General features: G+C 64.2%; 19 protein-coding genes. 7 read left to right on the plus strand and 12 right to left on the minus strand.

The window, feature by feature from the left end:
• Nucleotides 1–23 precede the first annotated feature (23 nt).
• Nucleotides 24–1,118 (plus strand): ABC transporter ATP-binding protein, encoded by a 1,095-nt coding sequence (locus VGN93_RS16445; RefSeq protein WP_327508318.1) that lies wholly within the window; start codon nucleotides 24–26, stop codon nucleotides 1,116–1,118.
• 68 nt (nucleotides 1,119–1,186) lie between these two features.
• Here the strand turns inward: VGN93_RS16445 and VGN93_RS16450 are convergent, their stop codons facing one another.
• Genes VGN93_RS16450 through VGN93_RS16460 form a run of 3 tightly spaced genes read right to left on the minus strand, consistent with a single transcriptional unit; the run spans nucleotide 1,187 to nucleotide 3,824 of the window.
• Complete coding sequence (locus tag VGN93_RS16450) at nucleotides 1,187–2,269, minus strand: extracellular solute-binding protein (protein ID WP_327508284.1); 1,083 nt, start codon at nucleotides 2,267–2,269, stop codon at nucleotides 1,187–1,189.
• 29 nt (nucleotides 2,270–2,298) lie between these two features.
• The gene (locus VGN93_RS16455; RefSeq protein ID WP_327508319.1) at nucleotides 2,299–2,964 is read right to left on the minus strand and encodes a TetR family transcriptional regulator C-terminal domain-containing protein; all 666 of its coding nucleotides are present in this window, start codon (nucleotides 2,962–2,964) and stop codon (nucleotides 2,299–2,301) included.
• Nucleotides 2,965–3,005: 41 nt separating this feature from the next.
• The gene (locus tag VGN93_RS16460) at nucleotides 3,006–3,824 is read right to left on the minus strand and encodes a methyltransferase domain-containing protein (RefSeq protein ID WP_327508285.1); all 819 of its coding nucleotides are present in this window, start codon (nucleotides 3,822–3,824) and stop codon (nucleotides 3,006–3,008) included.
• Nucleotides 3,825–3,992: 168 nt separating this feature from the next.
• On the opposite strand from VGN93_RS16460, the gene VGN93_RS16465 reads away from it, so the two are divergent.
• The 4 genes from VGN93_RS16465 to VGN93_RS16480 are packed head-to-tail and all read left to right on the plus strand — an operon-like array spanning nucleotide 3,993 to nucleotide 8,643.
• Nucleotides 3,993–5,612: an NAD(P)/FAD-dependent oxidoreductase gene (locus VGN93_RS16465; protein WP_327508286.1), complete on the plus strand. Its 1,620-nt coding sequence runs from the start codon at nucleotides 3,993–3,995 to the stop codon at nucleotides 5,610–5,612.
• Nucleotides 5,599–7,155, plus strand: a complete 1,557-nt coding sequence (locus tag VGN93_RS16470) for an NAD(P)/FAD-dependent oxidoreductase (protein ID WP_327508287.1) — start codon at nucleotides 5,599–5,601, stop codon at nucleotides 7,153–7,155. Before VGN93_RS16465 ends, VGN93_RS16470 begins: the two co-directional genes overlap by 14 nt.
• Nucleotides 7,156–7,160: 5 nt before the next feature.
• Nucleotides 7,161–8,384, plus strand: a complete 1,224-nt coding sequence (locus tag VGN93_RS16475; protein ID WP_327508320.1) for an aminomethyltransferase family protein — start codon at nucleotides 7,161–7,163, stop codon at nucleotides 8,382–8,384.
• 1 nt (nucleotide 8,385) lies between these two features.
• On the plus strand, nucleotides 8,386–8,643 hold the full coding sequence (locus tag VGN93_RS16480) for a hypothetical protein (protein WP_327508288.1): 258 nt from the start codon (nucleotides 8,386–8,388) through the stop codon (nucleotides 8,641–8,643).
• On the opposite strand, the gene VGN93_RS16485 is transcribed toward VGN93_RS16480, so the two are convergent.
• The 9 genes from VGN93_RS16485 to VGN93_RS16525 form a co-directional block, all read right to left on the minus strand.
• Nucleotides 8,613–9,239 carry a TetR family transcriptional regulator gene (locus VGN93_RS16485; protein ID WP_327508289.1) on the minus strand — a complete coding sequence of 209 codons (627 nt, stop codon included), beginning with the start codon at nucleotides 9,237–9,239 and terminating at the stop codon, nucleotides 8,613–8,615. The genes VGN93_RS16480 and VGN93_RS16485 overlap by 31 nt on opposite strands.
• A 6-nt stretch (nucleotides 9,240–9,245) precedes the next feature.
• A complete protein-coding gene (locus tag VGN93_RS16490) occupies nucleotides 9,246–12,386 on the minus strand; it encodes an efflux RND transporter permease subunit (protein ID WP_327508290.1) in 3,141 nt (1,046 codons plus the stop codon).
• A gap of 11 nt (nucleotides 12,387–12,397) precedes the next feature.
• Nucleotides 12,398–13,696, minus strand: a complete 1,299-nt coding sequence (locus tag VGN93_RS16495; protein ID WP_327508291.1) for an efflux RND transporter periplasmic adaptor subunit — start codon at nucleotides 13,694–13,696, stop codon at nucleotides 12,398–12,400.
• A 178-nt stretch (nucleotides 13,697–13,874) separates the two neighbouring features.
• The gene (locus VGN93_RS16500; RefSeq protein WP_327508292.1) at nucleotides 13,875–14,876 is read right to left on the minus strand and encodes an ABC transporter ATP-binding protein; all 1,002 of its coding nucleotides are present in this window, start codon (nucleotides 14,874–14,876) and stop codon (nucleotides 13,875–13,877) included.
• A gap of 104 nt (nucleotides 14,877–14,980) precedes the next feature.
• Nucleotides 14,981–16,036, minus strand: coding sequence for a Gfo/Idh/MocA family oxidoreductase (locus VGN93_RS16505; RefSeq protein WP_319317561.1), 1,056 nt, complete (start codon nucleotides 16,034–16,036; stop codon nucleotides 14,981–14,983).
• Nucleotides 16,033–16,872, minus strand: coding sequence for a carbohydrate ABC transporter permease (locus VGN93_RS16510; RefSeq protein WP_327508293.1), 840 nt, complete (start codon nucleotides 16,870–16,872; stop codon nucleotides 16,033–16,035). The genes VGN93_RS16505 and VGN93_RS16510 overlap by 4 nt, the downstream gene beginning before the upstream one ends.
• Nucleotides 16,873–16,887: 15 nt before the next feature.
• Nucleotides 16,888–17,838, minus strand: coding sequence for a sugar ABC transporter permease (locus VGN93_RS16515; RefSeq protein WP_319317555.1), 951 nt, complete (start codon nucleotides 17,836–17,838; stop codon nucleotides 16,888–16,890).
• 286 nt (nucleotides 17,839–18,124) lie between these two features.
• Nucleotides 18,125–19,384, minus strand: a complete 1,260-nt coding sequence (locus VGN93_RS16520) for an ABC transporter substrate-binding protein (RefSeq protein ID WP_327508294.1) — start codon at nucleotides 19,382–19,384, stop codon at nucleotides 18,125–18,127.
• Nucleotides 19,385–19,428: 44 nt separating this feature from the next.
• The gene (locus VGN93_RS16525) at nucleotides 19,429–20,322 is read right to left on the minus strand and encodes an N-acetylmuramic acid 6-phosphate etherase (protein ID WP_327508295.1); all 894 of its coding nucleotides are present in this window, start codon (nucleotides 20,320–20,322) and stop codon (nucleotides 19,429–19,431) included.
• A 197-nt stretch (nucleotides 20,323–20,519) separates the two neighbouring features.
• Here VGN93_RS16525 and VGN93_RS16530 point away from each other — a divergent pair, with 197 nt between their 5' ends.
• Together VGN93_RS16530 and VGN93_RS16535 are read left to right on the plus strand one after the other, a co-directional pair.
• A complete protein-coding gene (locus tag VGN93_RS16530) occupies nucleotides 20,520–21,407 on the plus strand; it encodes an N-acetylglucosamine kinase (protein ID WP_327508296.1) in 888 nt (295 codons plus the stop codon).
• Nucleotides 21,404–22,168: a GntR family transcriptional regulator gene (locus tag VGN93_RS16535; RefSeq protein WP_256117102.1), complete on the plus strand. Its 765-nt coding sequence runs from the start codon at nucleotides 21,404–21,406 to the stop codon at nucleotides 22,166–22,168. The genes VGN93_RS16530 and VGN93_RS16535 overlap by 4 nt, the downstream gene beginning before the upstream one ends.
• Nucleotides 22,169–22,190: the final 22 nt, after the last annotated feature.

Consider the following 22,190-nt stretch of genomic DNA (forward strand, 5'->3'; position numbering starts at 1 on the left):
GGCGCGCAATGCCCGACCGTCCCATGATCGAGATCCAGAACGTCTCGAAGTTCTACGGCATCTACAAGGCGCTCGACGACGTCTCGCTGACCATCGGCGAAGGTGAGTTCTTCTCGCTGCTCGGCCCCTCCGGCTGCGGCAAGACCACGCTGCTGCGCTCGATTGCCGGCTTCGAGACGCCGACGGCCGGCGAAATCTTCATCGACGGCGCGCCGTCGCTCGCCCTGCCGCCAAACAAGCGGCCGACCAACATGGTGTTCCAGAACTACGCCATCTTCCCGCATCTCGACGTCGCCGAAAACGTCGCCTACGGCCTGAAGCGGCTGAAACTCTCGCCGGAAGACGAGAAAAAACGTGTCGGCGACGCGCTCGACCAGGTCCGCCTCTCGGGCTTCGGCCAACGCAAGGCGCACGAATTGTCCGGCGGCCAGCGCCAGCGCGTGGCGCTCGCCCGCGCCCTCGTCATGCGTCCGAAAGTATTGCTGCTCGACGAGCCGCTCTCAGCCCTCGACAAGAAGCTGCGCGAGGAAATGCAGGTGGAGCTGCGCACGCTGCAAAAGGCCGTCGGCATCACCTTCATCCTCGTCACGCACGACCAGTACGAGGCGCTGGCGCTCTCCGACCGCATCGCCGTGATGTTCGGCGGCCGCATCGCCCAGATCGCGACACCGAAGGAAATCTACCAGCGCCCGCGCACGCGAAAAGTCGCCGATTTCCTCGGCGGCATGAACTTTTTGAAGGCGAAGGTGCTCGGCGAACAGGGCAATGCCGTCTCGGTTGACGCCGCCCGCTTCGGCGCGGTCAACCTCGACAAGCCGCACGGTTTTAGCGCCACAAACGGCCACGTCACCGTCGGCATCCGCCCGGAACGCCTGCGCCTCCTGTGGGACGACGACCGCGCCCAGCACGAACTCGCCGGCCGCATTCAGAACCGCGCCTATTTCGGCGAAGTCACCCATCTCACCGTCGGCGTCGACGGGCTGGAGCAGCCGCTCTCCATGGTCGAGACCAACGATCACGGCGCAGACGACCTGCCGATCGGTGCAGAAATCCGCCTCGCCTATGATCCAGATGCGTTCGTGCTTTTGGCAGAAGACGAAGCGGTGCGACGGGTTTGAGCGATAGCGAATAGAAGGTAGCGCCTAGAAACTATTCGCTACTCCCTATTCGCTATTCGCCCCTCTTCTCAATACCCCGATTTGATCTTCTCGAATTCGGCGATCATCTTCTGGCGCAGCTCCGTCGGGATCGGCGCCTGGAAGAGCGTGTTGGCGACGAAGGAGTCGACATCCGCATAGCCCTTGTCGGCAAGGATCTTCGGATCGACCGCGGCCATGCCCTTGGCGTTGGAATGGCCGTAACCCCAGTTCTCCACCATATAGGCGGCTACGGCCGGATCGGTGACGGCGTTGAGGTAGTCATAGGCGAGATCGGGGCTGCCTTCGCCGTCCTTCAGCCGTGAATAGCCGCAGACCCAGGTCGAAAGCCCTTCCTTCGTATCCTTCTTGATCACCACCGGCTGGCCCTCGGCTTGCAGCGTCGTCGCCGTCTCGTTCCACGCCCAGGCAAGATCGACCTCGCCGCTGGCCATCGCCTGGCTGAGATCCGTATTGTCCGTCCAATAGAGCCGTACGTTCTGGTGCACCGCGCGCAGGAAGGCCGACGCCTCCTGGAATTGCGCATCCGTCATCGCCGTCAGGTCCTTGAGGCCGATGGCGAGGCCCGCCAGCGCATAGGCGTCGTCGACATTGTCGCCGATCGACACGCGGTCCTTGAATTTCGGATCAGCAAAGGCCTTCAGCGAGGCGACTTCCTCGGGCTTCACTGTATCCGTACGGTAGGTCAGCACCGTATTGCCCCATTCGAAGGGAAGGAACCAGGCCGTGCCGTCCTCGGCCGTCATGAGGTTTTTCATGCCCTTGAAGGCCGGCAATATGTCGTTCCATGCCGTGAGTTTCGACGTGTCGAGAGGCTCCAGCAGCCCGGCCTCGCGCCATTTCACGATACTCTGCGCGCAAGGATGCGCGATATCGGCCTTGAAGCCGGAACGCAGCTTCTGGAAGGCCTCTTCCTCATCGCCGAAGAACGAGAAATCCGGCGAACCACCATGTTTTTCCACATAGGCGGGGTGGAAGGCCGGGTCCTCGTAGCCGGACCAGTCGAAAACAGTGAGCGTATCGGCGGCGACGGCGGGAAGCGCAGTTGTAAGGGCGAGGAGAGCGGCCAATGCCGCCATTGTGGTGCGCTTGGCCCTGTTTGCAGTCTTCATGCCGTACTCCTTCCCCGTTTTCGGGTTCCCTATTGTGGTTGTGGTCCTTGAAGCGTGAGATGTTTCGGGAAGGCGATCACGACGAAGGCGATTGCCGCCTCCAGCGCCTTTTCCCGCGTCGTGCCGTCGCCCATCATCAGGCGCAGCCACAGGCCTTCCAGCATGGCGCAGAGCGCCAGCGCCATCGGCTCCGGCTCATAGCCATAGCCGCCCTCGGCCCTCAGCTCGGTGCAAAGCGAGATCACCGTTTCCTGGTATTTGACGTCACGCGCGCCGCAGAGCGCCTGATAGGTCGGCCGCGACTTCGCCTCGCCCCAGAACGCGCACCAGGCGGCAAGCTTGCGCTTGGTGCAGATCTTGCGGTCGAAATCCGCGTGCACGATGGCCCACAGGCGGCTGGCAACGCTTGGGCCGGCCTTTTCCAGCGCGGCATTCCAATGGTCGCCATACTCTTCCGACATATATTGCAGCGTCGCGATGAGCAGGTTTTCCTTGCTCTCGAAATGGAAGTTGACGATGCCGCGGGAAAGGCCGGCGCCGTCAGCCACGTCGGCGAGCGTTGTGTCGGAATAACCGCGCTTGGCGAGCGAATCGATCGTCGCCTCGATGAGCTGCTGCCGCCTCGTTTCCTTGGAAGCCTTGCGTCCCCGCTTCTCGCCGTCGCCCGAGCCCTGTTCAGCCCCGCCTGCCCGCATCTTCACCGTCACCTTGCCTCTGGGATTTCTGAGCACCACGGTCACGGGTTCACTCCCGCGGCCGGCTTGCTGCCGCGCAGATGAGTGGGACAATGCTCTCCGCTGTCAAGAACCTTCTGCATGGCCGTCCAGGTGCGGATATTCTTCGCGACATGGGCTTCGCCCACGGCCTCCACCGCCGCTGCGTAGAGCGGCCCCTTCAGGCGTTCAAGCTCACCGCGCGCCACCTCGCGATACCAGGCATTGCGGCTTTCGGCCGTCGCATCGATGAAGCCCGCCGCCGCCATCGCCGCAAGATAGCGGCGCGGCGAGGCCATGCCGAAATGCAGCCCCTCGGCGGCAATATAGTCGGTCATGTCCACGCTCGGCTCACCGTCATGGCCGATCAGCCAGTCGGAGGCGGCAAACCTGCCGCCGGGTTTCAGCACGCGGAAAAGCTCGGCGAAGAGGGCCTCCTTGTCCGGCACGTGGATCATCGCATCCTTGGAAAAGACGATGTCGAACTCTCCGTCGTCGAACGGCAGGCGGCCGGGTGGGCTAGACACGAACCGCGCGACGGCGGAGAGCGCTGCGGCATCAGCCGCCGCCCTCGCCCGCTTGATGACCGGCTGCTCCACGTCGTAGCCGACGATCTGCGCCGGCCCGTAGGTCTTTGCCAGATGCAAGGTGATGCCGCCGGCGCCGCAACCGAAATCGAGAACGCGTTTGCCCTTGAGGTCGACACCCGCAATCACGCGATCGACTTCCTCTGGTCCACCGGGAGACAGGTATCCTTCTCCCCAAAGGACGCCGAGGAAGCGGATCGCCGCCTCGTCATATTCCGGCGCCCCTGCCGCATCGCCTTCAACCACTGCCGTCATGGCATTCCCTTGTCGTGGTCCCTGATACCGGCTGACCGGCGCTCGTCCATGGGTCGAAATTCTAGCGCATAATCAGGCGATTGCAAGATACTTGCTGAATGATCATTCAGAATAACTGGACAAGGTTTTGCTTTTGATGCAGCTTTTAGAAACAAGGGAGACATCAAAATGCAAAAGTACGATGCCCTGATCGTTGGCGGCGGCCATAATGGGCTGGTCACGGCCTGCTATTTGCAGCGCTCCGGCCTCAACGTTCTCGTCGTGGAAAAGAATGGGTGGGTCGGCGGCGCGGCGACAAGCCGGGAGCTCACCCCCGGCTTCCTCTATTCCAACTGCTCCTACGTCTGCTCCCTCTTCCGCCCGGAGATCATGCGCGACCTCGAACTGCCGAAACACGGCCTCCAGGTCATCGCCTACGAGGGCGGCGCGGTCTTCACGCGCGACGGCGACTACCTCGCCTCCTACCGCGACCACGACAGCCATCGCCGTGAATTCGCCCGCTACTCCAGGCGCGACGCCGAGGCCTATGAGCGCTACGCCCGCGACGTCACCCGCCAGTGCCGCTTCATCCAGCCGCTTCTGATGCGCACCGCACCCGACCCGTTCAGTTTTCGCCCGCGCGACATTTCCGAGCTGCTCTATCTCGCCAAAAAATTCGGGGAGTTCAGCCCGCACGAAATGGCCGAGACGCTGCGCTTCTGGACCATGTCGATCTCCGACTATCTCGACGAATATTTCGAAACCGACGTCATCAAGGCCTATCTGGCGCTGTCCGGCATCATCGGCACCGCGCTCGGCCCCATGTCGCCGGGCACGGCCTATGTGCTGCTCCATCACTATATGGGCGAAGTCGACGGCTCGGTCGGCGCCTGGGGTTATGCCCGCGGCGGCATGGGCGCGGTGACGCAGGCGCTCGCCCGTTCCTTCGAATCGGTCGGCGGCACCATCCGCACCGATGCCGAGGTCTCCAAGATCTTGACCCGTGGCGGGCGCACGACCGGCGTCGTGCTCGCCAACGGCGACGAGGTGCGCGCCGATCTCGTCGTCTCCAATGCCGACGTGAACCGCACCTTCCTGAAGCTCGTCGACGAGGAATCGCTTCCGGGCGACTTCGTCCACCGGGTAAAACACTTCAAGATGCGCGGCTCGTCGGGCAAGGTGAACATCGCGCTCGACAGCCTGCCGGAATTCCCGGCGCTGCCGGAAGGCTCCTCCTGCATGCGCGGCGACATGCATTTCACCGATTCCATCGAGCGCATGGAACGCGCCTATGACGACTGGAAGGATGGCCGCTGGTCGGCCGATCCCTTCCTCGACATGGTCATCCCGACGACGCTCGACCCGACCATGGCCTCGCCCGGCAAACATTTCATGAGCTGTTTCGTGCAATATTGCCCGCCGAAGGTGGAGGGCCGCGACTGGACGGATGCCGACCGCGACGCTTTCGCCGAAACCGTCATCAGCCAGATCGCCAGCTATTCGCCGGGTTTTCGCGAGCGCATCGTCCATATGGAGGTGCGCACGCCGCGCGAAATCGAGAACGAGGTGGGCCTCACGGAAGGCAACATCTTTCAAGGTGAACTCACCTTCGACCAGCTTCTCTTCAACCGGCCGGTGCCGGGTTACGCCCAGTACCGCAGCCCCATCGCCGGCCTCTACATGTGCGGCTCCTCCACCCATCCGGGCGGCGGGGTGATGGGCGCGCCCGGGCGCAACGCCGCCGCCGAAATCCTGCGCGACCTGAAGCGTACCCCCGAACAGATGAGCAAAGCCCATGACGTCATTTGATGCGATCGTTATCGGCGCCGGCCACAACGGGCTCGCCGCCGCCACCCGCCTCGCCAAGGGCGGCCGCAAGGTGCTGGTGCTGGAAGCCGCAAACGAACCGGGCGGCGCGACGCGCGGCCGTGCGTTCGCCCCCGGCTTCCGCTCCGCCGGCCTCGCCCATCTCGTCAACCGGCTGGACGCGGAAGTCGCCCGCGACATCGGCCTGGATCTTGCGGGCGGCGAGACGCTGCTGCCGACGACGGTGCTCGATGGCTCCGGCAAGGCTGTCGTGCTCAAGGGCGCCTATGGCGAAAGCATTGATGGCGTCTCTTCAGAGGAAGCCGCCGCCTTCGCCGCCATGCGCACAAAACTCGCCTTCCAGGCCGGCGTGCTGAAGCGTTTCCTGCGCCGCCCGCCGCCGCAGATCGGCGCCATTGCGCTCGGCGATTTTGCCACCTTCGCCGCCGCCGGCCTCGGGCTGATCCGCAAGGGCCGCAGCGAAGGCCGCGATTTCCTGCGCATGCTGCTGATGAACGTCGCCGACGTGGCGGATGAATATCTGACCGACGACCGGCTGAAAGGCCTCGTCGCCTTCGATGCCACACTCGGCGTGCATCTCGGCCCCCGCTCCCCCACCTCGCTGCTCGGCCTCTACTATCGCCTGACCGGCGACGTCGCCGGCAAGACGGGCGGCCAATATGTGCCGTCAGGCGGCATGGCGAGCGTCGCGCCCGCCTTCGTGCGCGCGGCGGAAAAGGCCGGCGTCACCATCCGCTGCGGTACGCCCGTCGGCCGCATCCTCGCCGATCGCGGCCGCGCGAACGGCGTCGTCACGCGCGACGGCACGGAGATCACCGCCCCGATCGTCGTCTCGGCGATCCATCCGCAGACGACTTTCCTCAACCTCGTCGATCCCGCCGAAAGCGGCACCGGCTTCGTGCGCTCGGTGAAGAATGTGCGAAGCTACGGCAACGTCGCGAAACTGGACCTCGCGCTCGACCGCATCCCGGATTTCCAAGGCCTGCCGACGGACGCCCGCAATGGCCGCATCGTGCTGGTGCACTCGATGCAGCAGGTCGAGAGGGCGTTCAACCCGGCGAAATACGGCGAGTTCTCCCCCGATCCGGTGATGGAGATCACACTTCCAAGCCTCACCGATCCGTCGCTGGCGCCCGCCGGCGGCTGCACGCTCTCGGCCCTCGTGCAATACGCCCCCTATCGCCTCAAGGCAGGCTGGGAGACCGGCAAGCCGGCTTTCCTGAAGATCATGCTGGAGACGCTGAAGCGTCACGCGCCGGGCATCGAAAAATCCGTCGTCGCCGCCAGCCTGATGACGCCGGTCGATATCGAGGCGGAGTACAATCTGCCCGGCGGCCACTGGCATCACGGCGAGTTGCAGGCCGACCAGTTGCTCATCAACCGGCCGACCAGCGCTGCCTCCGGCTACAGGACGCCGATCGAGGGGCTCTATCTTGCGAGCGCCGGCGCGCATCCGGGCGGCGGCATTTCCGGCCTGCCGGGCTGGAACGCGGCGCGCCACATCCTTTCGGGAGCGACATCATGAACGCCATGACGAAATCGGCCGCCGAACTGCGCCGCGCCGCGCGCGCCCATATCCTCGCCCCGCGCCTCGAAACACCGTTCCACGACCGGCTGATGGCGCTGAGCGAAGTCAACGACTGGTACAACTGGGCGGGCTACAAGGCGCCGCATTCGCTGTTCGACAGCGAACTCGAATATTTCGCCATCCGCTCCACCGCCGCCCTCTTCGACATCTCGCCCATGGTGAAATACCGCATCGCTGGCACGGATGCCGAACGCTATCTCAACCGCCTGACGCTGCGCGATGTCAGAAAACTCGGCGTCAACCGCGTGCATTACACCGCCTGGTGCGACGACCACGGCCATGTGCTGGACGACGGCACGCTCTTCCGCCTCGGCGACCAGGAATTCCGCCTCTGCTGCCAGGAACGCCACCTGCCCTGGCTTCTCGACAGCACCATCGGTTTTTCGGTCGATATCCGCGAGGAGACGGAGGAGATCGCCGGCCTCGCCCTGCAAGGGCCTACAAGCCATGCGGTGCTGCGCGACGCCGGCTTCATCGGCACGGAAAGGCTGAAACCCTTCGACATCGCCACCTTCCCGCATGAGGACGGCGCGGTGACGATCTCGCGCACCGGCTTCACCGGCGATCTCGGCTACGAACTCTTCGTGCCCCGCGCCAAGGCGCTCTCGCTGTGGGATCGCCTGTGGACTGCCGGTCGGGAACACACCATCCGCGCCATCGGCTACGGCGCCCTGAACCAGACGCGCATCGAGGCCGGCTTCATCGTCGCCAACGGCGACTTCGTCACGGCGGAGGGGTCGCTGCGTGCCCACCGGGTGCGCATGCCGGACGAAATCGGCCTCGAGTGGTTGGTCGACCCGGACAAGCCGAACTTCAACGGGCGGCGCGCGATCCTCGATGCGCGGCGGAATCAAACTCTCAAACACATCCTCGTCGGCCTTGAAATCGAAGGAAATATTCCCGCCGAGCACGCCATCGTCTATCATCGCCGGAAGCACGAGGCCGGCCTCGTCACCGCCGCGATCTGGTCGCCGACGGCAAAGCGCAACATCGCCATCGCCAGCCTCGAACGGCCGTACGGTTCGAAGTTCACGGACGACCTCTGGGTCGAGATTTATGCGATGCGGGAACTGAAGTACCAGAAGATGATGAAGCGGGCAAAGATCGTACCGCGGCCCTTCGTGAAGCTCGCCCGCCGCACGGTGACCCCGCCGGGCCTCAAATAACGTGGACGAGGAAACCCGCCGCAACTGGGAGATCATCGCGACACCGCCCGGCGCCGAATGGTCCGGGCGGGCGCGTTATGCGGCGGCGATGTATTTCTGCCAGCGCGGCGACATGGCGCCGGACGTGCTTGAGATCTACCGCATCTGTTCGCGGCTCGATGCGGAGGATCCCGTCTCGGTGCTCCGGCGCTGGAAGACCGGCGCCGACTGGATCGAGCGGCTGGAGGCCTATCGCGCTGACGGCGCGTGCGAGGCATAGGTCGCAAACAGCCGGTGAAGCGCGTCCTTGCCTTCGCTGGCGATGTCGAACCGGCGGCCGAACAGCAGCCATTCCGAGCACAGGCCCTTGATGACCCAGCGCAGCATGGAGGCAGCAGAGCGTGGCGTCCAGGCGCGGTCGAGCTTCCCCTGGCCCTCCGCCTTGGCGAAGGCCGCTTCCAGCGCCTGCATGTGCTCGTCGTCGAGGTCGTTCTGGCGTTCGGAAATGGCGGCGAATTCGCCGCTGGTATCGCATCGCAGCAGGATAGAAAGGATGCGCTGGCGGTGCTCGTCGGTCGCGAGCAGTTCGAGCCATTCCCGGCCCACCCTTTCGAGCACGCCGAAGACATCGGCATTCTCCGCCTCCAGCTCGCGGGCGATGAGGTCTTCCTGCGGCATGGGCAGTGAATTGTAGAGTTCCAGCACGAGGTCCGCCCGGTTGGCGAAGTGCCAGTAGATGGCGCCGCGGGTGACCCCCGCGGCGCGCGCCACATCCTCCATGGAGGCGTGGGCGACACCCTTTTCGTAGAAGACCTTTTCAGCCGCCAGCAGGATCTGCTGGCGGGTTTCCTTGGCCTCTGCCTTGGTCCGGCGCATGGCGGCCTACTCCGCCGGGCTTGCGACCGGAGCCGGCTCCTCTTTTTTCTTCTTGCCGTAGCCGAACAGCTTCATCACGAAGACGAAGAAGATCGGCACGAAGAAGATGGCGAGCACCGTGGCGGTGATCATGCCGCCCATCACACCGGTGCCGATGGCGCGCTGGCTGCCCGAGCTTGCGCCCGTGGCGATCGCGAGCGGCAGAACGCCGAGCGTGAAGGCAAGCGAGGTCATCAGGATCGGGCGGAAGCGCAGGTGGCAGGCCTCGATGGTCGCATCGATCAGCGACTTGCCCTCCTGCTCCATCAGTTCCTTGGCGAACTCGATGATCAGGATCGCGTTCTTCGCCGACAGGCCGATGATCGCGATCAGGCCCACCTTGAAATACACATCGTTCGACATGTCGCGCAACGTCACCGCAAGGACCGCGCCGATGACGCCGAGCGGCACGACGAGGATGACCGCAAACGGGATCGACCAGCTTTCATAGAGCGCGGCCAGGCACAGGAACACCAGCAGGATCGACAGGCCGACGAGGATCGGCGCCTGCGAACCCGACTGGATTTCCTGCAACGACTGGCCCGTCCACTCGTAGCCGAAGCCCGGCGGTAACTGGGCGGCAAGCCGCTGCATTTCGGCAATCGCATCACCCGACGAGAAGCCCGGCTTGGTATCGCCGCTGAAGCGCACGGACGGGTAGCCGTTGTAGCCGACCGTCTGCGTCGGCGCCATCGTCCACTCCGCGGTCGCAAAGGCCGAGATCGGCACCATGCCGCCCGAGGAGTTGCGCACGTTGAGCTTCAAGAGATCGGCCACCTGCATGCGTTCGTTCTGGTCCGCCTGGACCGTCACGCGCTGCATGCGCCCGGCATTCGGGAAGTCGTTGACATAGGTCGAGCCGAGATTGGTCGAGATCGTCGAGTTGATGTCGGCGAAGGTCACGCCGAAGGTGTTGGCCTTCTCGCGGTCGATGACGACATTGACCTGGGCCGCCTCCGGCATGCCCTCGACACGCACGCCCGCAACCACGTTGCTCTCGGCTGCGAGACCGAGCAGCTGGCCGCTTGCGGCCGACAGCGCCTGCTGGCCGAGACCGCCGCGGTCCTGAAGACGGAACGAGAAGCCGCCCGTCGTGCCGAGACCCTGGATCGGCGGCGGCGACAGCGCGAAGCTGATCGCATCCTTGATCTGGCTCATCGCCATGCTGGCGCGCCCGGCAATCGCCTGCGCCGAATTCTCCGGCCCGCGCTCGCTCCAGTCCTTCAGCGTCACGAAGGCGAGGCCCGCGTTCTGCCCCGAACCGAAGAAGGAGAAGCCGTTGATGCCGACGATCGTCTCGACCGCGGGCTCCTTGCCGAAGATCGTCTCGACCTGGCTCAGCACTTCGTCGGTCCGGTGGCCCGTCGCTTCCGAGGGAAGCTGCATCATGACGATGGCAAAGCCCTGGTCTTCGTCCGGCAGGAACGACGACGGCAGCTTGAGGAACAGGTAGCCGAGGCCGGCGAGGATGGCGAGGTAGATCACCATGAACCGGCCGGTGCGGCGGATCAGCCAGCTGACGCTGCCGCTATATTTGCGCGACGTCTTGTCGAAGCCGCGGTTGAACCAGCCGAAGAAGCCACGCTTGACCTGATGGTGCCCCTTGGGAACCTGCTTGAGGAAACTGCCCGCCAGCGCCGGCGTCAGCGAGAGCGCGAGGAAGGCGGAGAACAGGATCGAGACGACCATCGTCAGCGAGAACTGCTGGTAGATGACGCCGACGGCACCGGGGAAGAAGCCCATCGGGATGAACACCGAGGCGAGCACCAGCGTAATGCCGATGACGGCGCCGGTGATCTGCTTCATCGCCTTGCGGGTCGCCTCCTTCGGCGGCAGGCCCTCCTCCGACATGATGCGCTCGACGTTCTCCACGACGATGATCGCATCGTCGACGAGAATGCCGATGGCGAGCACCATGGCGAACATGGTGAGCACGTTGATCGAGAAGCCCATGGCGAGCATGACGGCACAGGTGCCGAGCAGCGCCACTGGAACGACGAGCGTCGGGATGATCGTGTAGCGGATGTTCTGGAGGAACAGGAACATCACGAGGAAGACGAGGCCGACGGCTTCGAGCAGCGTGTGCAGGACCTTCTCGATCGACACCTTGACGAAGGGCGAGGTGTCATAGGGCGTCGAATATTCGATGCCCGGCGGGAAGAATTCCGCCAGCTCGTCCATGCGGGCCTTGATCGCCTCCGACGTCGCCATGGCGTTGCCGGTCGGCGAAAGCTGCACGGCGACGGCGGCCGACGGCTGGCCGTTGAGGCGCGTCGAGAACGAATAGGTCTCGCCGCCCATTTCGATGCGCGCGACGTCGCGAAGCCGCACGGCGGAGCCGTCCGCATTGGCGCGAAGCACGATGGCGCCGAACTCTTCCGGCGTCGTCAGCTGGCCCTTGATGTTGACGGGGGCCGCGATCTGCTGGGTGATCGGGTTCGGCTGCGCGCCGATGCTGCCGGCCGCGATCTGGGCGTTCTGCGCCTCGACGGCGGCGGTGACGTCGGCGGCCGTCAGGTTGAGGCCGAGCATCTTGGCGGGATCGAGCCAGATGCGCATGGAGCGCTGCGTGGCGAAAAGCTGCGCACGGCCGACGCCGGGCACGCGCTGGATTTCGGCAAGGACGTTGCGGTTGACGTAATCGCCGAGGCTGATGGCGTCCATCGAGCCATCGGTGGAGGTCAGCGCAACGATGAGCAGGAAGCCGGAACCGGCTTCTTCGACCTGCACGCCCTGGCGGCGCACGGAATCGGGCAGGCGCGGCTCGACGCGGCTGACGCGGTTCTGCACGTCGACCGAGGCCTGGCTCGGATCGGTGCCGGGCGCGAAGGTGATGTTGATTTCGGCCGAACCCGAGGCACTCGAGGTCGATTCGAAATAGAGCATGCCCTCGACGCCGTTCAGCTCATCCTCGATGAGCTTGGTGACGCTCTGGTAGGTATCCTGCGAGGACGCGCCGGAATAGGTCGTCGACACCGTGATCTGCGGCGGGGCGACGTCCGGATATTGCGCGATCGGTAGAAGCGGGATGGAGATGGCGCCGGCGATCATGATGAAGATCGCGACGACCCAGGCGAAAATCGGCCTGTCGATGAAAAAACTGGGCATCGTTCAGGTCCTCACTTCGCCGGCTCGGTCTTGGCGGCATCCTCGCCACTTTCCGCCTTGCCAGCCTCGTCGGTCTTTGCAGCGCCGTCTTCCGCCTTGCCGGCTTCACCGGTCTTGGCGGCTTCACCTTCTGCGGCCGGCTGCGAATCCCTTGCAACCGCATTCGGGTCCCACTCGGCCGGCACGACTTCGCCGCCCGGCTGAACCTTCTGGAAGCCCTCGACGATGATCTTCTCGCCGTTCTTCAGGCCGTCGGTGATGACCCAGTTCGTGCCGGCGGCGCGGCCGACGCGCACGCTGCGGGTGCCGGCCTTGTTGTCGGCGGAAACGACGTAGACGAGCGCGCTGCCCGAGGCATCGCGCTGCACGGCCTGCTGCGGCACGATGACGGCGTTCTTCTCGATGCCCTGCTCGATCTGCACGCGCACATACATGCCCGGCAGCAGGTCGCCGTCCGGGTTGGGGAATTCGCCGCGCAGCGTCACCTGGCCGGTCGTCTCGTCGACGGCGGCTTCGGAGAACAAGAGCTTGCCCGGATGCGCATAGGCCGAGCCGTCGTCGAGCACCAGGTTGACCTTGGCGGAATTGTTGTCGGCCATCAGCGCGCCGTCCTGCAGCGCCTTGCGCAGCCGGATGAGGTCCGTCGCCGACTGGGTGAAGTCGGCATAGACCGGGTCGAGCTGCTGGATCGTCGCGAGGTTTTCCGTGCCGTTGGCCGAAACCAGCGCGCCCTCGGTGATCAGCGCACGGCCGATGCGGCCGCTGATCGGCGCCTTGACGTCGGTATATTCGAGATTGAGTTTTGCGGTCGCCAGGCTCGCCTCGGCGATCGCGACATCGGCATCCGCCTGCGCCAACTGGGCGACGGCGTCGTCATAGGTCTGCGCGGAGGCGACGTTCGACTTGCGCAACTGCTCCTGGCGCGCGGCGGTGTTGTTCGCCTGGGCCTGCACGGCCTTGGCGCGGCGCAGCGTCGCCTCGGCGCTGGTGACCTGCACCTGAAACGGGGCCGGGTCGATGCGGTAGAGCACGTCGCCTTCCTTGACCTGCGAGCCCTGCTCGAAGATGCGTTCGATGACGATGCCGGTCGCGCGCGGGCGGACTTCCGCCGTGCGGGTCGCGGCAATGCGGCCCGGCAGGTCGTTGGTGATCGGCACGTCCTCGGCCTTCACGGTGACGACGGCCACCTGCGGCGGCGGAAATGCAGCGCCTCCCTGCTGTGCCTGTTCTTCCTGGCAGCCGGCGAGAATCATGAGGGCGCCAAAGGTCACAATCGAAATCGGTTTCGTGAAACGCATGGGTTCTTCCATAGGCAGTGCCGGCCGGAATGGCGGCAGGGTGCTGAAAACGTGAAGGTGCGGTGATCGCAAGACCACCGCACCGCAACATACAAACAAGGCTGTATGTTAGTTTCTGACGTTTGACAATCGTAGAGTACGGCGCGATCGACCGCAATCCTCCATCATCACGGGATCGTGATGAGGGGCCTCAACGTATCGCCTGGCCATTGGCATCGAAACGATGCAGCTGGCCGGCGCCCGGCGTGGCAAAGACCACATCATCAACGGCATAGTGATGTTCCCCGAACAGGCGGACGGTGAAGAAGCCCACTTTCTCCGATTCGAGATAGACGATCGTATCGGCGCCAAGATGTTCGACATGCACGGCTTTTGCCTGCCACTCGCCGCTGTCGCGCGACAGGGCGAGGTGCTCCGGCCGGATGCCGATGGTCTTCGCATCCGCAATACCGAGACGACCCGCATCGATGAAGTTCATCGCCGGCGACCCGATGAAACCGGCGACGAAGAGGTTGGCCGGCCGGTTGTAGAGTTCCATCGGCGAGCCGATCTGCTGGATGACGCCGGCATCCAGCACCACGATCTTGTCCGCCAGCGTCATCGCCTCGACCTGGTCGTGCGTGACGTAGATCATGGTGGCCTTCAGTTCGCGGTGCAACCGCGCGATCTCAAGGCGCGTGTTGACGCGCAGCGCCGCGTCGAGGTTGGAGAGCGGCTCGTCGAACAGGAACAGCTTCGGTTCACGCACGATGGCGCGGCCGATGGCGACGCGCTGGCGCTGGCCGCCGGACAGTTCGGCCGGGCGGCGGGCCAGGTATTTTTCGAGCGACAGCATGTTCGACGCCTTGTCGACGCGGCTTTCGATCTCCGCCTTCGGCGTGCCCGCCTGCTTGAGGCCGAGGCCCATATTGTCCTTCACCGTCAGGTGCGGATAGAGCGCGTAGGACTGGAACACCATGGCGATGCCGCGCTTGGCCGGCGGCACGGTCGCCACTTCCGTCCCGTCGATGCTGATCGAGCCGGAGGTGGCATCCTCGAGGCCGGCGATGATGCGCAGAAGCGTCGATTTCCCGCAGCCGGAGGGGCCGACGAAGATGACGAATTCGCCATCCTGCACGTCGAGATCGATGCCCTTGATGACATCGACATTGCCGAAGGACTTGCGCACGGATTTAAGTTGAAGAGAGCCCACTGATATCCCCTTAAAGCAATTCCAGCAAAAGTGCGTAGCGATTTTGCGTCCGGAATTGCGTGAAAACAAAGAGTTAGAGCGTTTTCGCTTTTGGCGTAAATGCTCTAGAGCTTGACCGGTTGACCGGTTCTGACACTTTCATCGGCCGCAAGGCAGATTTTCAGCGACTGCACCGCATCGTCCATGTGGCGCGAGAGATCGATGTCCTCACGGATCGCCTTCAGCACGAAGGCCTGTTCGCGGTCGCAGAGTTCCTGGTGACCGGGCTCGCCCGCCATGCGCAGATCCTCGTCCGGCGACAGGAACTTGCCGTCCGGGCCGGTGGCCGCATTGTGCAGGCGGATGACCGCCGTCTTTGTATGCGTGTCGATGTCGTCGGACTTGGCGTTCGGGTCCATGACGATCGAGACAGAACCGTTCGGCGACATGACGTCCTTCACGAAGAACGCCGTCTCCGAGATCATCGGCCCCCAGCCCGCCTCGTACCAGCCGAGCGAACCGTCGTCGAAAAACACCTGGAGATGGCCGTAATTGTACATGTCCGGCGCGATCTCGTTGGAGAGGCGAAGCCCCATGCCGCGCACCTCGACGGGTTTGGCATCGGTGATCTGGCACATCACGTCGAGATAGTGCACGCCGCAGTCGACGATCGGCGGCGTCGTCTGCATCAGCGCCTTGTGGGTCGCCCAGGTCGGCCCGCTCGACTGCTGGTTCAGGTTCATGCGGAACACATAGGGGCCGCCGAGCTTGCGGGCCTCCTCGATGAGCCGCATCCAGGACGGATGATGGCGCAGGATGTAACCGACGATCAGCTTGCGGCCGTTCGCCCGGGCGCAGGCCACGACCCGCTCCGCATCCGCCGTCGTCGTCGCCAGCGGCTTTTCGACGAAGACGTGGGCGCCGGCTTCCATCGCTGCGATCGCATATTCGGCATGGCTGTCCGAATAGGTGTTGACCGAGCAGAGTTCCGGCTTCAGCTCCGTCAGCGCCTCATGGAAGGACGGCAGGATCTCGTAGCCTTCGAGGCCGGCCGGAACCGGAACCTTCGAGCGGTTGACCAGCCCGACGATCTCGAAGCCCGGATTTTCATGATAGGCGAGCGCATGGCTGCGGCCCATATTGCCGAGGCCGGCGGAAAGAACGCGAATGGCAGAACTCACTTGACTGCTCCCGAGGTGATGCCGCGGATCAGCTGCCGCGAGAAGATGAAATAGAGGACGAGGACGGGCAGGATCGCGAGCGACAGCGCCGCGAGCACCGCATTCCAGTTGGTGACGAACTGGCCGATGAAGATCTGCGAGCCGAGCGTCACCGTCTTGGTCGCCTCGCTCGGCGCCAGGATCAGCGGGAACCACAGGTCGTTCCAGATCGGGATCATCGTGAAGACCGCGACCGTCGCCATGGCGGGCCTGACGAGCGGCAGGACGAGGCGGAAGAAGATCGAATATTCCGAAAGCCCGTCGATGCGCCCGGCATTCTTCAGGTCGTCGGAGACGGTCCGCATGAACTCCGACAGGATGAAGACGGCAAGCGGAATGCCCTGCGCGGTATAGACGAGAACCAGTGCCGTCAGCGTGTTGACCAGCCCCGTCGCCACCATGCCCTGGAGGATCGCCACCGTGCCGAGGCGGATCGGGATCATGATGCCGATGGCGAGGTAGAGCCCCATCAGCATGTTGCCGCGGAAGCGGTATTCCGACAGCGCGAAGGCTGCCATGGCGCCGAACAGCAGCACGAGCGCGATGGAGGCCACCGTCACGATGAAGCTGTTCTGGAAGTAGGTCGCGAAATCACCCTGCCCCAGCACCGTCGTGTAGCCCACGAGGTCGAAGGTCTCCAGCGTCGGCACCTGCATCGGATTGCGGAAGATCGCGTTGCGATCCTTCATCGAGTTGATGATCGTCAGGAACACGGGGAAGATGGAGATCACCGCGTAGCCGATCAGCGCCAGATGGACGAGCCCGGTACGGGTCAGCGAATGGCGTGCCTTGGACATGTCCGGCCCTCCCGATCAGAACTGGTAGCGGCGGATGCGCCGCTGGATGACGAAGAGATACAGCGAGACGCCGGCGAGGATGATGAGGAACATGACGGTCGCGATCGTCGCCCCCATCGAGCGGTCGCCGAGCTGGAGCTGGAACCCGAAGAAGGTGCGGTAGAGCAGCGTGCCGAGGATGTCCGTCGCCCCGTCAGGCCCGGCAAGCGCGCCCTGCACGGTATAGACCAGGTCGAAGGCGTTGAAGTTGCCGACGAAGGTGAGGATCGAGATGATGCCGATGGCGGGCAGGATCAGCGGCAGCTTGATCTTCCAGAACTGGCTCCAGCCCGTCACGCCGTCGCATTCAGCCGCCTCGATCACCTCTTCGGGGATGTTGAGCAGCGCCGCATAGATCAGCATCATCGGGATGCCGACATATTGCCAGACCGAGATCAGCGACACGGCGACCAGCGCCGAGTTCGGCCTTCCGAGCCACGGCGCGAAGAACGACTTGAGCCCGACGAGGTCCATCAGGTAGGGCGACACGCCCCAGATCGGCGAGAGGATCAGCTTCCAGATGAAGCCGACGATGACGAAGGACAAAAGCGTCGGCAGGAAGATCGCCGTGCGGTAGAAGGCCGCGAAGCGCAGTTTCGGGATCGACAGCATGGCGGCGAGCGCCACCCCGATCGGGTTCTGCACCAGCATGTGGATGATGAAGAAGACAACGTTGTTCTTCAGCGCATTCCAGAAACTCTCCGACCAGCGCTCGTCGCCGAACAGCACCTTGAAGTTGCCGAGCCCCACGAAGGTCGACTGGCCGTCCACCGTGTTGAACAGCGAGAGGCGCAGCGTCTCGATGAGCGGCAGGATCATCACCGCCGAATAGACGATGAAGGCCGGCAGCAGGAAAACGCCGATATGCCAGCGCTTCGGCCGCTTGATCAGCCCTGTTGCATCATGGGAAGAAGGTATGTCGGTCATGGCCCAGCTCGCCCCTCCGGTTCTTTTTCGTTGACGTCCGCATGCACGGACGCCGAGCGCGGCGGTTGTGCCGCACATGACAATTTCAGCATACACGATAGTGCCGGGGTCGCTCCCCGAATTTGCCCGTCGGCACCCTCTGTCCACCGGGACGAAGAGGGATATGGCATGCGCCGGTCGCTTCGAGCAGCACTGCCTCAAATCCCTCCCCCCAGGATCTATGGGGAGAGGGCCAGCGCAGGCATCGCCTGCGCCTCAAGCAGAATTCAGCAGCCGAAACTGAGGCTTACTTGGCCGGCTTGTACCAGCTGTCGAGGCCCTTCTGGAGCTTCTCGCCAGCCACTTCCGGCGTATCCGTGCCGTTGATGACGTTGGCGGATTCCGTCCAGGTCTCGTTTTCGAGGTTCGGCGTGCCGCGCGACAGGATCTGGTAGGTCGAGCGGATCGACGGCTGGCACTTTTCACGCCAGGAGACGAATTCCTGGGCAAGCGGATCGGCCATCTTCACCGCTGTCGAATTCAGGCTGAAGAAGCCCGGCAGCGAGTTGGCATAGATGTCGGCGAATTCGGGGGACGCGATGAAGGTCAGGAGCTTCTTGGCGGCTTCGGAATTCGCGCTCTTGACATTGAGGCCGACGCCGATGTCGTTGTGGTCGGAGATGTAGCAGGTGTCGCCGGCATTTTTCACCGGCGGCGGGAAGGCGCCCATCTTGAACTGTGCCTGGGTGTTGAACAGGCCGATTTCCCACGAGCCGGCCGGATAGATGGCAGCGCGGCCGAGCGTGAACAGGTTCTGGCTGTCCGGATAGGTCTGGGCTTCGAAGCCGTCGCCGAGATAATCCTTCCACTTGGCCAGCACGCGGTAGGGCTCGACCCAGCCTTCGTCGGTCAGCTTCTGCGTACCGGCGATCAGCGCCTTGCGGCCTTCCTCGCCCTTCCAGTAGGTCGGGCCGATGTTCTGGTAGCCCATGGTCGCGGCTTCCCAGAGGTCCTTCGTGCCCATGGCGAGCGGAATGAAGTTGCCGTCGGCCTTGATCTTGTCGAGGGCGGCGAAGAACTCGGCTTCCGTCGTCGGAACCGCGATGCCGAGCTGGTCGAAGGCATCCTTGTTGTAGATGAAGCCGTGGATGACCGAGGCCATCGGCACGCAGAACGACGTCGCGCCATCGTCCGTCGTCCAGGCGGACTTGGCGACGTCGGAGAAGTTCTCCATGCCCGGCAGGTCGTTCAGGCTGGCAAGGTGGCCCTTGTTGAAGAGTTCGAGCGAGGCGTCGAACGGACGGCAGGTGATGAGGTCGCCTGCCGAACCGGCATCGAGCTTGGCGTTCAGCGCGGCGTTGTATTCGGTCGGCGCGGTCGGCGAGAAGACGACCTTGATGCCGGGGTTCTTCGCTTCGAAGGCCGGGATGATCTTTTCCTGCCAGATCGACAGGTCGTCGTTGCGCCAGCTTTCGATGGTGAGCGTCACGTCCTGCGCCTGCGCGAGCCCGGCCGTGCCGAGGATGCTGGTCGCGAGCAGCAGACCCTTGATTGCGTTGCGTGTCATTTCATTCTCCCCTTTTATGCGCCGCAGCGCGTTTTGAGACTGTTTTATCCGAGAGCCTTGAGGGCGCGCCGGAGGCTTTGCCCCGACCGCTCCAGCACCGCCGCGGCGACGCTGGCGTCCTCTACCCCCGCGGCAAGCAGGACGGCCGTCTTGACCGAGCCTTCGGAGCGCGCAAGCAGGCGTTCGGCCTCGTCGAGCCCGACACCGGAAATGTCGGACACGATGCGGCAGGCCCGCCCCTTCAGTTTGATATTGTCGGCCTTGAGATTGACCATGTGGCCATCATGCACATGGCCGAGATGCACGCCGACCAGCGTGGAAAACAGGTTGAAGGCGATCTTCTGGGCCGTGCCCGCGCCCATGCGCGTCGAGCCGGAAATCACCTCCGGCGGCGTCTGCAACAGGATCGAAACGTCCGCACCCTCGAAAAGGGCGGCACCCGGATTGTTGGCAAGCGCCACGACGGACGCGCCCTTCTCCCGCGCATAATCGGCAATGGCCAGCGCATAGGGCGTGCTGCCGCTTGCCGAAACGGCGACCACGCAGTCGCCAGCGCCAATCGAAGCAGCCGAGGCATCGTTGACGGCAAGATCACGGTCGTCTTCATAACCGCCGGCGAGATCTTCCAGGCTCGCAGCGCCTCCGGCCAGCAGGATGACGATGCGGTCGCGGGCAATGCCGTAGGTGCCGGGAAGTTCGAGCGCATCGGCCATGGCCATCAGGCCGGAGCTGCCGGCGCCCACATAGACGAGGCGCCGGCCGGCCAGAATCGCATCGGCGGCAAGGCGCGCCGCAGCCGCGATATCGGCAAGCGCGGCATCGACCACGGCAGCCGCGGCCTTCTGTCCATCCGCAAGCACGCTCAGCACGTCGACGGGCTGGAGTTCATCCAATCCGCTCGCCTGCTCATGCCTGCCTTCAGTCTTGCCTGCAGCCATCGTCACGTCTCCTCTGATCGAAATTAATGCCAAAAAAATACCAATTGTCCATAGGAAATTAATTTTTGAGACCACTTTTTTGGTCTTCAATATTTTTATATTTTTAAATCAATAACTTGAAAGAAAGCTTATTTTCGATACCACCATACCCCTTGGTTAATGGTATTTTTTTGGTATCGTTGTCCTCGGAGGTGCCCATGACGGATTACATTCTCGGTATCGACGGGGGAGGAACGAGTTGCCGTGCGGCGGTCGCGAGCCCCGACGGCGTCGTTCTCGGCCGCGGCAAGAGCGGCGCGGCCAATATCCTGACCGACCCCAACAATGCGATCATTTCCATCACCGAAGCCGCCAAGGCCGCCTATCGCGACGCCGGGTTCGATGAAGCCGGCGTCACCGGCGCCTCCGCTTTTCTCGGCCTTGCCGGCACCAATGTCGGCGATCTCACCCGTTATGTGCACGACCGCTTACCCTTCCGTCACACCGACATCGATTCCGACGGCCTGATCGCCCTCCAGGGCGCGATCGGCGACGAGGACGGCGCGGTGGCGATCCTCGGCACCGGCTCCATCTATATGGGGCGCAAGAACAATGTGGTCCGCTACATCGGCGGCTGGGGCTTTATCGTCGGCGATCTCGGCGGCGGCGCGCGCGTCGGCCATGCACTGTTGCAGGAAGCGCTGCTCGCCCATGACGGCGTTATTCCCCGCTCGGGTGCCACGGAGGCCGTGCTGGACGAGTTCAAACACGATCCGCGCGGCATCGTCGAATTCGCCCGCCTCTCCAAGCCCGGTGATTTCGGCCGCTACGCGCCTCTGGTCTTCGACCATGCGCGCCAGGGCGACCCGCAGGCGATCGCCATCGTCAAGGCAGGAGCCGCATCGGTGAACGCCTCCCTCGACGCCATCATGGCGCTTGCCGGCGCGCCGCGCCTCTGCCTGCTCGGCGGCCTCGCACCGCTCTATCCGGAATGGCTGTCCGAGCGGCACCGGTCGATCCTGGTGGAAGCCGAAGCGGATGCGCTGACGGGCGCCGTGGCGCTCGCCGCCAACCGGTACAGACAGCGAACGGGAGCCGCCGCATGAGCACGCCGCTTGCCGCGATCCTCACCCCGGAAAGCCTGCAATCGGGCGTGCCCGGTCCGCTCTACCTGAAACTGCGCCAGACGCTGGAAGACGCCATCACCTCCGGCAAGCTGAACCATGGCGATGCGCTGCCGGCCGAACGCGACCTCGCCGACCACGCCAATGTCAGCCGCGTTACGGTGCGCAAGGCCGTCGACGACCTCGTCAAGGATGGCCTGCTGGTGCGCCGCCACGGCTCCGGCACCTTCGTCGCCAAACCCGTCGCCAAGGTGCAGCAGTCGCTCTCCCGCCTCACCTCCTTTACCGAGGACATGGCCCGGCGCGGCCTGACGACGAAAGCCGAATGGCTCGACCGCGGCCTGTTCCACCCCTCGCCCGACGAGATGATGATGCTCGGCCTGCCCGCCGATGCGCTGGTCGCCCGCCTCGGGCGCCTTCGTGTGGCGGACGATATGCCGCTCGCCATCGAGCGCGCCTGCATTTCGGCCGAATTCCTGCCGGATCCGTTGCAGGTGCAGGGTTCGCTCTATGCGGCGCTGGAAAAGCGCGGCTGCCGCCCGGTGCGCGCGGTGCAGCGCATCTCCGCCTACAATATGAAGGACCCCGATGCCGCCATGCTCGGCGTGCCCGCCGGATCGGCGGGGCTTTCCATCGAGCGGGTCTCCTATCTTCGTTCCGGCCGGGTCGTCGAATTCACCCGGTCGATCTATCGCGGCGACGCCTACGATTTCGTCGCCGAACTGACGCTCTCCGAGACGTGAGCGTCCAAACCGACAAAGGGAA

The organism is Shinella sp., from assembly GCF_035998705.1.
Lineage (GTDB): Bacteria > Pseudomonadota > Alphaproteobacteria > Rhizobiales > Rhizobiaceae > Shinella.

Excerpts from the sequence above, each read along its gene's own strand:
- VGN93_RS16445 (WP_327508318.1), top strand. The coding sequence starts at position 24 with ATGATCGAGATCCAGAACGTCTCGAAGTTCTACGGCATCTACAAGGCG.
- VGN93_RS16450 (WP_327508284.1), bottom strand. The coding sequence starts at position 2,269 with ATGAAGACTGCAAACAGGGCCAAGCGCACCACAATGGCGGCATTGGCC.
- VGN93_RS16455 (WP_327508319.1), bottom strand. The coding sequence starts at position 2,964 with ATGCGGGCAGGCGGGGCTGAACAGGGCTCGGGCGACGGCGAGAAGCGG.
- VGN93_RS16460 (WP_327508285.1), bottom strand. The coding sequence starts at position 3,824 with ATGACGGCAGTGGTTGAAGGCGATGCGGCAGGGGCGCCGGAATATGAC.
- VGN93_RS16465 (WP_327508286.1), top strand. The coding sequence starts at position 3,993 with ATGCAAAAGTACGATGCCCTGATCGTTGGCGGCGGCCATAATGGGCTG.
- VGN93_RS16470 (WP_327508287.1), top strand. The coding sequence starts at position 5,599 with ATGACGTCATTTGATGCGATCGTTATCGGCGCCGGCCACAACGGGCTC.
- VGN93_RS16475 (WP_327508320.1), top strand. The coding sequence starts at position 7,161 with ATGACGAAATCGGCCGCCGAACTGCGCCGCGCCGCGCGCGCCCATATC.
- VGN93_RS16485 (WP_327508289.1), bottom strand. The coding sequence starts at position 9,239 with ATGCGCCGGACCAAGGCAGAGGCCAAGGAAACCCGCCAGCAGATCCTG.
- VGN93_RS16490 (WP_327508290.1), bottom strand. The coding sequence starts at position 12,386 with ATGCCCAGTTTTTTCATCGACAGGCCGATTTTCGCCTGGGTCGTCGCG.
- VGN93_RS16495 (WP_327508291.1), bottom strand. The coding sequence starts at position 13,696 with ATGGAAGAACCCATGCGTTTCACGAAACCGATTTCGATTGTGACCTTT.
- VGN93_RS16510 (WP_327508293.1), bottom strand. The coding sequence starts at position 16,872 with ATGTCCAAGGCACGCCATTCGCTGACCCGTACCGGGCTCGTCCATCTG.
- VGN93_RS16515 (WP_319317555.1), bottom strand. The coding sequence starts at position 17,838 with ATGACCGACATACCTTCTTCCCATGATGCAACAGGGCTGATCAAGCGG.
- VGN93_RS16520 (WP_327508294.1), bottom strand. The coding sequence starts at position 19,384 with ATGACACGCAACGCAATCAAGGGTCTGCTGCTCGCGACCAGCATCCTC.
- VGN93_RS16525 (WP_327508295.1), bottom strand. The coding sequence starts at position 20,322 with ATGGCTGCAGGCAAGACTGAAGGCAGGCATGAGCAGGCGAGCGGATTG.
- VGN93_RS16530 (WP_327508296.1), top strand. The coding sequence starts at position 20,520 with ATGACGGATTACATTCTCGGTATCGACGGGGGAGGAACGAGTTGCCGT.
- VGN93_RS16535 (WP_256117102.1), top strand. The coding sequence starts at position 21,404 with ATGAGCACGCCGCTTGCCGCGATCCTCACCCCGGAAAGCCTGCAATCG.